Origin of the sequence: Paraburkholderia phosphatilytica, assembly GCF_003443895.1 — a bacterium.
Lineage (GTDB): Bacteria > Pseudomonadota > Gammaproteobacteria > Burkholderiales > Burkholderiaceae > Paraburkholderia > Paraburkholderia phosphatilytica.
The window spans coordinates 45,080-59,531 of sequence record NZ_QQOA01000024.1; the positions used below are offsets into that span (position 1 = coordinate 45,080).

Genomic DNA, 14,452 nt, shown 5'->3' on the forward strand with positions numbered 1-14,452 from the left:
TCTCCAACCTGCAAAGAGAAAGACCCGACAATGGACCGTCTTGCGGCGCGCCCCGCGCTTGCCTCATCCTGGGAGAAAACCGTGAAACCAATTGAAAGGATGCGCGTGGGATCAGCGCTGAAGCGCTGCGCCCGGCTCACGTGCCTGCTCCTGCCGCTGTTCGCCGCCTGCACGGAGATGCCGCTGATTCCGCCCTCGAACTTCGAGATCGATCCCGCCGCGCTCGAAGAGATGAATGCGCATGGCGACCGGATGATCATCGTGACGGTGGCCAACCCCAGCGAATCGGTGCCGATGCTGGCCGGCACGACCGGGGGCGCCTATGACGGCGCGCCGGGCTACGCGGCCTACGGCAGCGCGCGGGCGACGGTGGCCGAGCTCGAACGCGATTACCCGGTGCGTCAGGTGACGGCCTGGCCGATCATGCCGCTGCAGGTGCATTGCGCGGTGCTCGAGGTCACGGGCAAAGAGAGCCGCGAAGACGTGCTCGCCAGGCTCGCGCACGATCGGCGCGTGAAGATCGCTCAGCCGCTGCAGTCTTTTCGCACACTAGGGACGGTGGGTACGCTGGCGGCCCCCAATTACGACGGCAACTACGTCGATCTCGAACGCGGACTGAAGGACATCGACGCGTTCGCAGCCCAGCGCATTTCGCAAGGCAAGGACGTGCGGGTCGCCGTGATCGACACGGGCATCGACGTTTCGCATCCCGATCTTGCGGGGCGCATCGCGCTATCGCGCGATTTCGTGGACCACGACCCATCGCGCTTCGACCGCGACGCGCACGGCACGGCGGTGGCCGGCGTGATCGCGGCCAATCCGAGCAACGGGCGCGGCATCATCGGCGTCGCGCCGGGCGCGAAAATCCTGGCGCTCAAGGCCTGCTGGCAGCAGAGTGCCGCTAACCAGGGTGCGCCGGCCGGCGTGTCGGTCTGCAATTCGCTGACGCTCGCGGAGGCGCTCACGGTGGCGATCGATTTGCATGCGCAGGTGGTCAACCTGAGCCTCTCCGGGCCGCCCGATCCGCTCTTGACCCAGCTGATCGAATACTTGCTGCGGCACGGCGCGATCGTCGTCGGCGCCATGCCCCCCAACGGGGACCTTCGGGCGTTTCCGGTCGGCGTGCCGCAAGTCATTGCTGCGGACGTGGTCGGTTCCGGCTCGAAATCCTCCGCAGTGATCCATGCGCCGGGCCGCGACGTGCTCACCCTCGCACCGGGCGGCCACTACGATTTCAAATCCGGTTCGTCGTTTTCCACTGCTTACGTTTCCGGCATCGCGGCGCTGCTGTTGGCGCTCGATCCGCAGCTCGACGCCGACCAGGTCTTGGCCGCGCTCAAAGCCAGCGTGAACCACGCTGGCGCCGTGCCCACGGTCAATGCCTGCAACGCCTTGGCGGCGGTGGTGCTGAACGCCTGCGCGACGCTCAGCGCCACCCGCTGAGGTTTCATCCTCACACCCCGGCCGTATGGTCTTCGGCGGTTTGCCGCACGCTCGAGTCGTACGGTCCTTCACCGCGGCGCCACTCCTCTTTGCGCAGGCGCGTCCATTCGTCCGCGATCGGCAGCGGCACGGAGACGGCGGTCAGCTCCCGGTCGCTCGAGACCGCTTCCGTCGCGCTGAACTGCACGCCGAAATTGAGGCCCAGCGTGTCGCGGGCGGTCTGTTGCTCGAGCGAGAAGAGCTGAGCCGGGACCCAGGTATCTTCGTCCTCCAGCCGCGACTTCATGGCCCGCTCGATCTTCGGCAGCTCCGGATCGTTCGGATTGCGCTCGTAAGTGGCGTGGGCGACGGCCGCCAGCTCGTCGAGGATCTTGCGGTCCTCGGTGCGCACGCGATAGCGCGCGACGAAGTGCTGGGCGGGGCCGGCCCAGTTCTTCGTCTTCGTCAGGAAGTTATCGAATTCTTCCTGGCCGTGCTCGTCGCCGTAGGCAGCCTTAAAGACCTGCGTGAACTGAGCGCGGCGCGACGGCTCATGCAGGAAGTTCACGTACGCCTTCGCATCGCGCTCTTCGAACTCGCGCAGCGTGAAGGGCTCGGAGAGCTTGCCGGCCTTGATGATGGCGCGGAACGTCGCATTGAAGCCGCGGTCGTCGAGCGCGAAGGTGTGCGTGACCGACGTCGGTCCGCTCGCCATCGACGCCGTGACGGCGCCCGTGGCGTGGCTGAGCGGAATCGGCGGGTTGGTCAGCGTCACGCCGGCCGTCATGTTCTTCTGGAAGCGCCACAGGTGGTTCGCCCGGACGTTGCGGTTCTTGCCCGATTCCTCCCGGCGCCGGTTCGAGCCGAGCGTCGTCAGGTCGCCGGCGAAGCCGACGTTCACCGCGGCGCGCTCGACTTCCGAGTTCGTGAAGGCGCGGGCGATCCACTTGCCGATGGTGTGTCCGGCGCGCACCCCGACCGACGTGTTGTAGCCGTGATGCAGGGTGTCCGCGTCCTGCTCCTGCCAGCCGATGGAGAGCGTCGGGCTCTTGAAGAACTGGTCCGCGATCAACTCCCACGATTGCTCCGGGGTTACCGGGTTCCCGTCCTTGTCGTGCTCGCCCTTGGCGATCGACCAGATGAGGTCGTTGAACTTGACGAGCTCGCCGCGCGCGGCTGCGGTGTCGAAGCCGCTGCGGTCGGCTTTCTCGGGACGCAGCGAGCGCACCATCACGCCGCGCGTCTTCACGGTTTCATAGGCGAGCGGCGTGATTTCCGCATTGCCCGCAGCCTGCCCAAGGATATGCTTGAGGACGCCGGGCCCGATGCTCGCGGACACGCCCACGCCGAACGAGGCGGCTTTCTGCCGCTGCGTGCCGATGAAGATCTCGCCGCCGTGCGTCGACGAGCCGATGTTCATCACCGCATTGTTCGTGCGCGAAATTCTCAGGTCGAAGCTCGGCACCACGCTCGCCGGCAAGACCTTCTTCGCGAGCTTGTGGATCGACTCGGAAATCGAGCCCGTGTTGATCCCCGCGGAGCCGCCGTTCGACGCGACGAGCGGATTGCCCCAGTTGTGCTCGAGCAGGTAGGTGCGCGTGTACCGGTGCAGACCGTCGGGGGTGAGGTCGTCCGCGCGCACTGCCGGCGCGTTGACGACGGCGAGCGAGCGTCTGAGCGCCTCGGCGAACTCGGTTTCCTGAATGTAGGTTGGCGAGCCAGCGGGCGTCGGCGTGCCGGTTGCTCCGTCGTGCTCGGGCGACGCCGCTGCGAGCTCGGCGGCCTCTTGCGGCGACGCGCCGCCGGCCACCGCCGCGCCAAGCGGCGTGTGCATCCGCAGCGGCATGTTGGCGTCCTTGGCCCACCGCTTGAGGTCGCCGACCGTCAGCTCGCGGCTCACTTTGCGATTGAGCTTGAAGCCATGGCGCTTCAACCGTGTGCCCGTCCATTGGCGCAACTGGGTTTCGATCTGGCTGCGCGTCGCTTCGCGGTCGACGCCATAGCGCACCGCGATCTTCTCCGCAATCTGCTTCACCGCCGCGTCGTCGAGCTTGAGCCCGAGCGGGCGCATGTTGCCCGTTTCGAACTGCGACTCCCAGTGCTCGAGCACCGCCTCGCGCAGCACGGGCTTCGGCAGATTCCGCGAGCGGGTGTCGGCGAGCTGCACGGCATAGTCTGCATGGCTGCCTATGCTCTTTTGCAGGTGATGGCGCAAGAGCTTGACGGCGACCTTGGCGTTGTTGTCGAGAATCGGAGGGTCTTCGTCCGGGTGCATCAGCCAGTTGTTGATCGCGCCGAAGGTGCGCATGCCGGTGAGCGGCGACTTCTTGCGGCCCACGGTCTGCTGGGCCCGCATGGCGAAGATGCGCGCCTTCGCGTCGACGACCTTCGCCCCCGAGCGCAGCGGGGCGTTGCGGTCGAAGCGGACGTTGCGCAGGTTCTGCAGATGGTTCGCGCGCTGGACGTATTTGCCCATCTTCGCGAGGCGTCCCTGGACTTTGGCGAGATCGCTGCCGGGGCCGCGCTCGCGAAAGCCATTGTCCCACGAGAAGATCGCGGCTTTGTCTGCGGCGGAGAGCAACGCGTGCGGGTCCTCGTCGACCGATTCGAGCGCATGGCTCTCGATATGCAGCACGTGCTGCGCGAGCGTGGCCTGGTTTGTATCGAGCGCGCCGCGCGCGGTGATCGTGTGCAAGGCGACGTCGGCCGCCGCACCCCGTTCCGCTTCGACTTTGGCGATGGCTTCCAGCAGGCGCTTGAAGTGGGGCTGGCGGTTGTCCGGCAGTTGCGGCTGCAAGGCGCGCGTGAGCGCTTCGTAGCCGGTGGGCGATTCACCGAGCTTGGCCGCGACGCTGAGTGCATCGAGCTGCGGTTGCGCGCGCGACTCGCGGTTGCGTGGCAAGGCGATTAGCGTCTCGAGGCGCTCGGGGGGCGCCTCGTTGCCGAAATCGACGGTATGAAACGGCAGGAAGCGGCCTTGCGTCAGCGCGTCGAGGGCGGTGAGCGCGCGGGGGGCGTCGCCGCCTGTGACCTGTGCGAGGCGCTCCGCGATCAGCGCATGATGCGTGAAACCGAGCTCGGTATTGTTTGCGGGCGCAAGCGTGTGGGGATTCGCGGGGTCCAGCGCCGCATTGAGTTTCTGCGCCAGCTCGGTGGCCGAGGTGTCGCCTTCGGGCGCGTGAAAGAGCGACTGCACGCGCGCGCCGAGGCCGTCCGCGCGGGTCAGCGAGGGCAGCATCTCTTCGAGGTTGGTCCGCGACCTCCGCGAGCCATGCGATCGGGTCGCGAGAATGGATTGCGGCAGCAGTTGCGCGACGAAGGTCTTGACGGCCTTGAGCGTCTTGTTCTTGCGCACGCCGGTGACGGGCGACGCGGGCGGGGGCGGCGCGATTTCGTTAGTTCCGGCCGGGGTGACGGGGTGCAGGGGGGTCAACGCAGGGCCGGCCTGGTTCAGCGCCATGGGAACGCCGGGCGTCGTCGTGCTTCGGATTCCGAACCACGTTTTGTTGACGCCGGCGTGGAATCGGTGAGGGTTGCGCTGCAGGTGCTGGTCGTTCAGCAGGTTGGCCGGGCCGCCCCGAGCGGCCAGGATCGGCGTGGTATCACGGCTGATCGACGACGAGCCGTGGCCGTGCGATTCGTTCTCCGAGTCGGATCGGCTGTGCGTGCTGTGGCCGTCTTCCTCGTAGATCTCGCTCGTGCTGGATGCTTCGTCCAATACCGGCTCTTCGTCGAATACCGGCGGGCCGTTGTACAGCGCCTGATTCTCCACGTGCTCGGTGTCCGTTAGCGGATTCGAATATTCCGCCGGGGGCGGGACCACTTGCACGAGCTCGTCTTCAGGCGCGATGCTCGCGAGCCGCTGTCGCTCGGCGTGGTTCTCGCGCTCCACGAACGAGCCCAGGCGCGGATTCTGGCGTTGCAGATCGAGCGCATGAGGATTGCTGTTCGAGCGCCTGAGCGACGAGGCGTTCGACGATGAGCCGAGCCCGGAGAACGAGCGGAATGCGCTGAAAATCGCGCTCTTCCTGTTTTTCCGGCCACTGGCCGCCGATTCGGCTGTGGGCCCGTTCGGCGTGTCCGGCGCGTTGGCCTCGGCAGTCGCCAGCGACTGGTTGGAATGCGAGCGCGTCACAGTACTCGAGGAAGGCATGGCGACCCCGTCTGAGGTTAGGGTGTTGTCGATGGGCGACGCAAACCACGGAATGCGGCAGCAAGCGTCGAGTTCAGCGAAGGGTAGTGGCGCGGCTCCGCGGGGCGCGACGGGCCAGCGAAAGTTTGGGGGCGGCGGCGAACATTCGCACGGCGCGCTCCGCGGGCGTCGGGATGGGGTGTGCCGTTTCGCTGCTGTCCTCGGGGTTTCGCTTCGGTCGCGTGCGGCGAGTGCGGAAGGTGACGAGAATTCGGTGGCCTCGCGTCGTCACGCTTCACGCCAGACATCAGGACCATCCAACATCGCCATGTCGAGAATCATGAGAGGAAGCGGCAGCCAGGGGCTGGCGGCCGCGCCGCCGGCAGAAGGCGCAAGCGCGCCGGCGGCGCGGCGGCTCGCGCGTGCCGCTCCCGCTTGCAGCCACGGTCTGGCCGCATTGACGCCCGCTCACGCGCCTAACGCGCAACCTTTCGCCGTGAGACCGAAGATCGGGCGCAAGCCCGAAACGAAGCGCCGGCTCCATCGCCTGCGCAGGGAACTCGGCCGGATCAGCCCGGCGCCGTCCGATCCGGCTCACGCGCGAGCGTCGATCGTCGACGCGATGGCGCGTGCCGGCCTGCCGGGGTGGACCGTGCCCGCTTTCGCGGACGAATCGACGGTTCGCTTCGCCGATGGCTCAGCTCAAGTCACGTTGATCACTCACGTCATCGTCTTCAATCCCGGCGGCGCATTCCGGATCGTCGACCTGTGTCCGCCCGCGAGCGTCTATTTCGAAATTGCGGGCCGCGACGGGCTCGCCTTTGCTGCGCCTTCCGATGACCGCAACGCGCGCAGGACGCCGCGCCGCTCGCGCTTCATCCGCTGAGTCGGGCGTGGCTGCGTTCGGCCCTACATCATGCGAAGTGCGAACCGTTTCGCCGCCGTCTCCGCCGATTCGCTCCGGGCGGCGCGGGCGCACATCGGGCGCGTGGACAATCGGCTCGTCATATTGTTGCTGATGACTTGATCAGGAGAAGACGATGAAAGCCAACCTTGTCCGCCGCCGGCATAAGCCGCGGCTGCTTCCGATTTCGGTCGCCTGCTGTCTCGGCGTGTGTTGCTCGCAGCCGGTTTCCGAGGTTCGCTTCGAGCCGGCGCCGCACTATCGGGCGGCCTACGTGCTCGCGCATCCCGAGCGCGCGCCGCTGCTGGCAAGGTGACACGAATGCCGAAGATCACGAGTAGTCAAAGCAGTGCCGCGCATGCCGACGCGATGCCGCCGGTGGGAAACACGCCCCCGCCGGCGGCCAGGCCGACGCTGCGGCGAACCCGTTCAGAGCCGTCGCTGTTGCCACTTGAGCGGCGTGCCTCGCCCGCCGGCGAAGCGACGAACGCCGAGACGCGCGCAAACGCCGCGCCGCCGCGTTCGGCCGCCGCCAAGCTGAGCCGCTTGAGCTCGTTGAACCGGTCGAGCCGGGAGGAGGCGCCGCCGCTCGCGCGGGCGCAGCATCCGGTGCCGTCGGCGAGCGAAGCGACAACGAAGGCCGAGCCGCACGGTGCCGGCGATGCGAAGACCGAATCCCAGCCTTCCGGCGCTGGCGATGCACAACCTACGGCCGACAGCCACGACGCCCAGGAGGCCGCGCCTGAAAAAGGCTCTGCGCACGGTCCTCATCACGGCGTCGGATACGCACTTCACGAAGGCGCCGAGCACATCGAGCACGCCGCCGACCACGCCGCGCACCTGGCCTACCACCAGGCGCAGATCGCGGCGGCCAAGGCGCACCTCGACCGTCAGCAGAATTTTTCGGACAGCCTGAAGCGGCTGACGCAAGTCCAGTCGGATGCGATGTCAAAGCTCGTCGGCAATTGAGCAGGATGGTTTCCGGCGGCACGGGACGCTTGCGGTTCCCATGCCTCATCAACGATTCCCGGGGCGCGCGACACGCCATCGTTAGAACGACCAAGCGATCCGCCGCGACCCGATACAAGGATGCATATGGTTCAGCCCATTCCCACAACGCGCGCCCATCTGCCCCACGAGGGCATCGCCGCGCATGACGCACACGGCGCGTCCTCCGCGCAGCAATTGCCCCCGGAGTCACCGCAGCGCAGCCCGCGCGCTTCCACCGGCGGCGCGCTCGGCGCCTTGACGCCGCGGGTGGCAGTGGAGGCGGAATCGTCCGCCGGGCCGTCGCGCACGGGCAAGGCGCCGCTGACCGCGCGCCAGGCCAGCGCAAGCGCCACGGCCCCCGCCACCGCTGTCTCGCGGGAAGCCAGGCAGCGCGAAATCCAGGCGGTCGTCGAGCTGGCCGACGAGATTCACACACTCGAAAAGCAACTGGCCGACCTGATGGCGCCGCCCGAACCCGCCGACGCCGCGCCGCCGATGTCGAAGGGTGATCTGCAGCAAGTTGTCCGGCGGCTCGAAGCCTCGCGCGCCGACGCCGCCGGCCGGATGGACGAGCTCGGCGTCCAGTGCGAGGAGGCGCGAAAGGTCGTGGAGCAGCTCAATGCGTCGCTCGCGGGCAAGACGCAGCGGCTCGCGAGGCTGCAAGAGGAGCACGCGGCCGCGTTGCCGCGGGCGCCGTCCGCCGCAGCTTGGAGCACGCCGCGTCCGGCACCCTCGGCGGCCAGTGCCAGCCACGCCCCGCGGATCGACGCGCTGACGAAGCGGATCGCTTCGCTGCAGGAGAGCCGCAAAGCGGCTGCGGGCCATGCCGGCGAGGTCGCCGTGCGCGACAAGATGAGAGCGCTCACGGTGGTGGCCGCGTTCGAATCGATGGATACCGTCACCCTTGAGCTCAAGAGCGAGGTCAAGACGTGGTTGCGCGGCTTGCCGAAGCCGTCGACGCGCGCCGTGCGGCGGCCCGGCGATCTCGACCGGCAGTTTCAGAAGGCGCTCAAGACGGCGTTCGCGCCCGCGCCCGAAGGCGACGCGACGGCCGAGCATGCGCGCGCGGCGCTGGGTGCGTTCATGCAGGCCGCGTCGAGCACAGGGCTCGAATCGATCGGGCCCGACGTCGAGGACAATCTCGCGGACGACATGGGGCGCAGCCTGCGCGTGGCGACCGTTGGCTCTCGCAGCGGCAAGTCGCTCGACCAGATGAACCGGGTGCGCCGCTGGCTCAACCAGGCGCCTTCGCGGGTCGTCGCGCGCCACATCACGAGCGAATTCAGGAAGGCGCTGGAAGACATGTCGAGCGTGGAGCGGCGCGGGCTGCCTACCATCGGCTTCGGGAGCCAGGTGCTGACACGGCAGGACGTTGCCGCCGCCGTGCCGCGTCTCAGGGCGATGGTTGATCACCTGGAGAAGCATCCCAAGGCGCTCGAATCGATGATCGACGCCCTCGAGCATCACTTCGTGCAAGCCCACGAAGTGGACGATGTCGAGAAGATGGGGCAGACGTTCGGGCCCGGGCTCGATGCCGTCTATGGCGCGCAGATCGCCGGCCTCAATCGAGAGCGGACCGCGCTCAACCGCGAGGCGGAGCGCAAGCGGCAGCCAGGCGGCATGCAGTCGGCGATCACCGAAACGTCGACTCGCGGCGACGGCGTCAGCCTCGACCAGCTCGAGGTGCGCATCGGCCGTCTCGCGGGCGAGATCGAGCGGTACACGGCGCAACACAAGAAGGAGTTCGAGAACTATGCGGGGCTGAGCGCGCGCCATATGGCGGCATCCGACGACTTGGACGCGATCGAGGTCGAGCTGGCCGCGCATCGCAAGACGCTCGGCGAGCTGCGCGACGCGCACCGTGAGGGGGTGCGCCGGCGCGCCGCGCGCGGCGACGAGGCGGGACGTGTCGAAGCCGAACTCGACAGGCGCTGGGAAGCGGCGCTGCGTAATCCGGAGCTGCACAAGCTCATTGCGCCGGACGCGCTCGTGCGCGCCGTCGACGTGCACGTCGGACAGCGCCCGGAGGAGATGCGCGCGCGCCTGACCAGCGTCGCGCGCCACGGAGTGTTTCGTTCGCGCGCGAGCGTGCTGCGCGTGATCGCCGACATCGCGAAGCACGAGCTTGCGAAGTCAGGATCGGCGCTGCTCGCGCCCACGTCGGACGAGATCGAGCGCATCGCGAGAGGCGGGCGCGTCGACGCTCTCTGCAACCACGGCCGCGAGATCGGTCAGGGCGTGCGCAACAGCGCACGCGGCATCGAAACGGCGCGCACGAGCACGAGCCAGTACGCGATCGAGTGGCGTCGCGGCGACGGCCCGCGGATCAGCCATCTGCATCCTTGGGTGTCGCCGTATTGATGACGGCAGTAGTTTTCCGAGCGCGGCAAGATCGGGAAAAGATAGGTAAGCGATGCATATTCGCTTTAAGCATCGAATTTTCGGGTACCGATAGCGCACGATCCATGCACGCGACGCAGTATCGACATACCCATTGAGCAATCACGCGAGGATAGGATGAAGCTGACGAATGGTATGCGCTTAACGAGGTCACAAACGGAAAACGCAGCAGGCGCCGGCGAGCAGTCCGGCTCGCGTGCGACATCGACGCGCGAATCGCGTCGCCGCGGTTCTCTTGGGGGCGCCCTGGAAAGTCTTCATAAGGCTTTTTCGCCGGCGCGCCAGCCTGCCACGCCGGCGCCGCGCCGTGCCGCGCCCTCGCTCTCGAGCGCCGAAGCGCATCGCAGCGGCGACATTGCCGCTGCCATCAAACACATGCACCGAGGCCATACGAGCGACGCGCCTAAATCCGCGAACACGGGGCCGACGCACTCGGGCGGCATGGCTCCCAAGCGGGCGCCGGCTGGCCAGATCGCCTCGACGTCACAAGCGCATTCGAAACCGCCGCGCCGGTTGGGCGAGTTGATGCACGAAGAACGTCCCACCTCGGTGACGGCCCGGTTCGTTGCCAAAGCAAAATATGCGGCGGAGTTCCAGAAGCGAAAACCGGAGCCGGCGAGTCCCAGCAACGCTCAGAAGGCAGCCGCCTCGGACGAACAGGAATTCGAGGCGGCGCTGGCGGCGATGCGAAGCCGCGCGGCCGCATCGACCTATCCAGAGATAACGCCCGCGATCAGGGCAATCATGCAAGAAATGGGCAGCAGCTCGACGCCCCGCGCAAGCCGAGAGCCAGCGCTCGGGAGCATCCAGGAAGAAGGCGACTCGGAATAAGCTGGATTAGCTGAGACTTGACCGGACAGGTGGTCTCGCTGCCGACCACGACGGACGCTCGAACAGCTGCCCCACGATATCACACATCTGCAAGCCCTCGTTGCGAGCGACACACGAACGATGCCCCGATGGCTTTCCGATCACCGGGGCATCGTTCGTGAGCATCTCGATCGAAGCGTCAGGCAGCGGGTTCGTCGCGTAGGCTGCCGACCAGTTCCGCCAGCTTGTGGATCTGACCCAGCTGCCGCGAGATCGAAGTGTAGTCCGCTCCCACTAGCGCTGTGGGCGTTTCGTTGTCCTCATCCCCCCCCAAGTCGATATCCTCATCGATGGCGTCCTGAACCTCGCCGACAATGGCCTTCGCGACCGTCGGATTGTGGTCCATGGCGGCCACGCGGGCCTGATCGATCCGCGCGAGGTAACTGAGCGCGCGCGCCGCCTGCTCAGGTGTGGCAGCCTCAGAGGTGCCCAACTCGGCGCGCTCTTCCAGCAGCTCGGTGATCACGCCGTCGATCTTGCGGCGGGTCTCCGCGTTTTGCGCGCGGATCGCTGCGGGCGATTCTCGGGCGGCTGCGATGGCCTGGCGGTGCACCGCGTCCGCCAGCATGCGGTACAAGGGCGCGTAGAAGTGCGAGGCCTGCGTGATCCGACTCATTATGTGTAGGACCGTTTCGTGGTTGCCGTCGGGCGTGCGCAGGTCGAAGTTCGCCCTTCCGCGGGTCGCCTCCAGGATGCCGCGCACGGTGTTTTCCATCCACGTCACATGCTTCTTCATAAGCGTGACATGGGTCATCGGAAACAAGGGCGGTGTGAATTGAGCGATGTGTGTGAGCGGCGTGTGGCCCTGCGCATTGCACGCTTGCGGGTTGACTCTGGGGTTCGCCATCAGGTCGGGCAGCATGGTTTCCCAGGGCATGTCTCTACCGTAGTAGTTCTCGCTCTTTTCCCAGTGCTTCATCACTTGCCAAACGGGCGTCCGTCCGCTTGCGTCGGGCATGTCCGGATCGGCGTTGGCATGGCGGGCAATGGCGCTCACGACTTCCGGCGTGCCGCGCTCGATGGCGGTTTGCATGGGTGTCTTCTGTCCAGGCGGCGTCTCGTCGGGGAGCAGGTCCTGCCGCGCGAGCATGGCGAGCGCCACGTCCTTGCCGTTGCCTCGGGGCCGACCGCGCACCCGGGCGACTGCATGGTTCAACGGCGTCATGCCCTTCAGGTCGGGCCGATTGATGTCGGCGAGCGGGACTCGGTGGCCGGGCGCGGTCTCGTGGTGGAGTTCGAGAAGCTGCCTCGCGATGTTTGCCTCGCCCTGCAGCGCCGCGTGGGCGAGGGCCGTGCGGCCTTTGAGATCGGGAAGATTCACAACGCCACTCAGCGTGATGTTCAAGTCCGTGCCGGCATGCCGCGCCGCGGCTTCGGCGCTTTCGGCCGCCCGCAGAATGATGTTCACCGCATCGTGGCTGCCGGCGGCGACCGCATGGGTCAGCAAGGTGTGGCCGGCGGCGGTGTGCTGCGTCAACAACTGGGGCTGCGCGGCCAGCAGCTTGTCGAGGCGCGTCGCCGCGCCCTTGTCGATTGCCTTGAGCGCTTCTTTTACCGACACATCGGCGCTCGGTGCGCCGCTGCTCGTCGCGCCAGCGCTAGGAAGGAAGGCGCGCGGCTGCGACGGAGTCGCCGGCGTTGCCGCCGCGCGCGCAGGGCTGCGCAGGTTTTGCAGCCAGCTGGATGCGTTTCGGGCCGGCGAGGCCACGCTGCCGCGAACCGGTTGCGTTTCGTGGGACGGCGCCGGACTGGCGGGCGGCGTGCTGGAAGTGCCAAGTCGAATGGGTCTCATGATCGATCTACAGGGTCTCGGGAAGGCCCCCCGCGCAGCTCGGACGCGAGGGGGGCGGTTCTTAGTCTCTTGCAAAGCGGCAAGCGAGGTTCGGCGCACAGCGCAAAAACGTAGCCAAATTCGAAACGTCTGGGCGCGGCGCTCACGTCACTCGCGGCTCATCGCCCATGCGAAACCAGCGCCACCCGGCTGAACACCCTCGCGGTGATCGCATGCCGGAACCGTCGCACAACGATCGCTTCGTCGAGTAGCGCGAACGCAAAGAAATCGAGCAGCGTGCCCGCGATCGGCGTCGGCGCGTCGCAAAACGCGCTCGGCATCAAGAGGCTCAGCCAGAGAAAGATGTTCGGCGACGTTTGCAGCAGGTGGAGGTCGCGCGCGACGGCGGGCGGAGCCGGCCGCTCCGTCATGCGTTGCTGGAGCCGCACATAAAGCGCGCTGCCCACGCGGCTCGCGCCGAACAGGACGAACGGCATCAGCAGCACGGCCCATGCGCGCCAATTGCCCGAATGCAGCGCGTCGGCCGCGAGCGAGCCCGTCCAGCCCCAGTTGGTGGACAAACGCCCGGCCGCGATCGGCCGCGCACGCCGCCAGCCTTGCGTGGCGAGCGAGGGCAGCGCCAGGGCGACCACGAGCACGATGAAAAAGCGCTGCAGCGGCCACATGCCGCCGATGATCTCGTGTTGTTCGACGTAGAGCAGGGCCAGGATCGCGGGCAGCACGATCGACAGGATGAGCGTATATCGCGCCGCGAAGAAGTAGTCGCCGCCTCGCGCCAGCGAAAACGTCGGCGCCGATAGCGCGGGCGGCACGGTCAGCAGCAGTCCGATGAGATGCAGCCATTCGCTGCGAAACCCGGTGAGCAGGGCGCCCGCGCCAGTCACGCGCACGACGCTCATCACGCCGAGCGCTACGTTCTCCGGGCCGCCGCGAGTGCGCAGTGAACCCGGCTTGACGCGTGACGCGAGGAAGAACGCATTCACGACAGCAGGCAAACGTTTGCGAAATTGTGCAGAACATGCGGCATGTTGAACGCCGAAGAGCGACAGCCCGAAGCCGCATAGCGCCGCGCTGAGCATCCACTGCAGCAGGAAGATCTCCACGTGCTCGCCGGCATAGCTCAAAGCCTACCAACTGCGCGCCGTCATGCGCTTGAGTTCGTCCCATGAAAGCGGGCGCGAGTTCGGCAGCCTGAAGTCGATGTATGCGTCGAGCGACAGTGCCGCGGCGATCAGCGCGAAGATTTCGACGGCGTACTTGTGCACGACGACGAGCAAGTGCTTGCCTTGCCGATCGAGCGGCCCGAGTACGTCGTCGTAGCAGATCTTGCAGCGCGAGAACATGTCCATCCAAAGCTCGCCGTGCGGCGGCGCGCCTTCGAGATGATGGGAGCAGAAGTCGTAGAGCCGATGGCCGATCGACTTCTTGATGAGCGTTTTGTTCTCGCCCGCGAAGATGCCGAAGTCGCGCTCCACCAACGCGGCGCTCGTGACGATGTGCGGTTTGCCCGGCGCGCCGTCCAGGATGATCGACGCGGTCGCTTACGCGCGCTCCAGCGTCGAGACATGCACTTCGTCGAAGGCGATGCCGAGGCGCTCGATGTAGCGCGCGGCCTGCTGCGGCTGCCGGTGCCCGAGCGAGGTCAGCGGGGAGTTCTTGGCGCCCGCGAAGTAATTCTGTTCATTGGCGAGGGATTCTCCGTGGCGAACGAAGTAAAGCGTCATGGCGGTTTGTCAGTGAGGGTTCTTCGGACCGGCACAGCCAGGAGGCGCGCGGCTGCACTAGGCTCGCGCGAGAGGCAAGCCGGTCTGCAGCGTAGATATTGCCGCGGCGTTAAAAGTTGCTAACGGGGGCGCAGGTTTGGCTTCGGGACCTGCTCGGCGGGGTGAAGCGCTGACGATGCGACGGTTTCGCTCACGACCAAGGAAATTCGTTTGCTGCG

At 67.0% G+C, this 14,452-nt stretch carries 9 protein-coding genes and 1 pseudogene; 6 read left to right on the forward strand and 4 right to left on the reverse strand.

Going from position 1 to position 14,452, the window contains the following annotated elements; translation table 11 throughout:
* The first annotated feature begins 30 nt into the window (after nucleotides 1-30).
* Entirely contained in the window at nucleotides 31-1,443 is a 1,413-nt protein-coding gene (locus DVS29_RS23395; RefSeq protein ID WP_118182896.1) for a S8 family peptidase, read from the forward strand.
* A gap of 10 nt (nucleotides 1,444-1,453) precedes the next feature.
* Here DVS29_RS23395 and DVS29_RS23400 read toward each other — a convergent pair whose 3' ends face one another.
* Nucleotides 1,454-5,314, reverse strand: coding sequence for a hypothetical protein (locus DVS29_RS23400; RefSeq protein ID WP_124800694.1), 3,861 nt, complete (start codon nucleotides 5,312-5,314; stop codon nucleotides 1,454-1,456).
* Between the two features lie 49 nt (nucleotides 5,315-5,363).
* Between DVS29_RS23400 and DVS29_RS36985 the strand changes: the two genes are divergently transcribed.
* The 5 genes from DVS29_RS36985 (at nucleotide 5,364) to DVS29_RS36995 (ending at nucleotide 10,679) form a co-directional block, all read left to right on the forward strand.
* Nucleotides 5,364-6,440: a hypothetical protein gene (locus DVS29_RS36985; RefSeq protein ID WP_124800695.1), complete on the forward strand. Its 1,077-nt coding sequence runs from the start codon at nucleotides 5,364-5,366 to the stop codon at nucleotides 6,438-6,440.
* A 154-nt stretch (nucleotides 6,441-6,594) separates the two neighbouring features.
* Entirely contained in the window at nucleotides 6,595-6,774 is a 180-nt protein-coding gene (locus DVS29_RS23410) for a hypothetical protein (protein WP_118182899.1), read from the forward strand.
* A gap of 5 nt (nucleotides 6,775-6,779) precedes the next feature.
* Nucleotides 6,780-7,427, forward strand: coding sequence for a hypothetical protein (locus DVS29_RS36990; RefSeq protein ID WP_124800696.1), 648 nt, complete (start codon nucleotides 6,780-6,782; stop codon nucleotides 7,425-7,427).
* Between the two features lie 126 nt (nucleotides 7,428-7,553).
* The gene (locus tag DVS29_RS23425) at nucleotides 7,554-9,809 is read left to right on the forward strand and encodes a hypothetical protein (RefSeq protein ID WP_118182902.1); all 2,256 of its coding nucleotides are present in this window, start codon (nucleotides 7,554-7,556) and stop codon (nucleotides 9,807-9,809) included.
* Nucleotides 9,810-9,965: 156 nt separating this feature from the next.
* Nucleotides 9,966-10,679: a hypothetical protein gene (locus tag DVS29_RS36995; protein WP_124800697.1), complete on the forward strand. Its 714-nt coding sequence runs from the start codon at nucleotides 9,966-9,968 to the stop codon at nucleotides 10,677-10,679.
* 178 nt (nucleotides 10,680-10,857) lie between these two features.
* Here the strand turns inward: DVS29_RS36995 and DVS29_RS23435 are convergent, their stop codons facing one another.
* The 3 genes and pseudogenes from DVS29_RS23435 to DVS29_RS23445 form a co-directional block, all read right to left on the reverse strand.
* Complete coding sequence (locus DVS29_RS23435) at nucleotides 10,858-12,426, reverse strand: ankyrin repeat domain-containing protein (protein ID WP_124800698.1); 1,569 nt, start codon at nucleotides 12,424-12,426, stop codon at nucleotides 10,858-10,860.
* 242 nt (nucleotides 12,427-12,668) lie between these two features.
* The gene (locus DVS29_RS23440) at nucleotides 12,669-13,634 is read right to left on the reverse strand and encodes a hypothetical protein (RefSeq protein ID WP_118182905.1); all 966 of its coding nucleotides are present in this window, start codon (nucleotides 13,632-13,634) and stop codon (nucleotides 12,669-12,671) included.
* A 3-nt stretch (nucleotides 13,635-13,637) separates the two neighbouring features.
* Nucleotides 13,638-14,234: pseudogene (locus DVS29_RS23445) on the reverse strand (histidine phosphatase family protein).
* Nucleotides 14,235-14,452 lie beyond the last annotated feature (218 nt).

Coding starts and splice junctions, on each gene's coding strand:
- DVS29_RS23425 (WP_118182902.1), top strand. CDS start 7,554: ATGGTTCAGCCCATTCCCACAACGCGCGCCCATCTGCCCCACGAGGGC.
- DVS29_RS36995 (WP_124800697.1), top strand. CDS start 9,966: ATGAAGCTGACGAATGGTATGCGCTTAACGAGGTCACAAACGGAAAAC.
- DVS29_RS36990 (WP_124800696.1), top strand. CDS start 6,780: ATGCCGAAGATCACGAGTAGTCAAAGCAGTGCCGCGCATGCCGACGCG.
- DVS29_RS23395 (WP_118182896.1), top strand. CDS start 31: ATGGACCGTCTTGCGGCGCGCCCCGCGCTTGCCTCATCCTGGGAGAAA.
- DVS29_RS23410 (WP_118182899.1), top strand. CDS start 6,595: ATGAAAGCCAACCTTGTCCGCCGCCGGCATAAGCCGCGGCTGCTTCCG.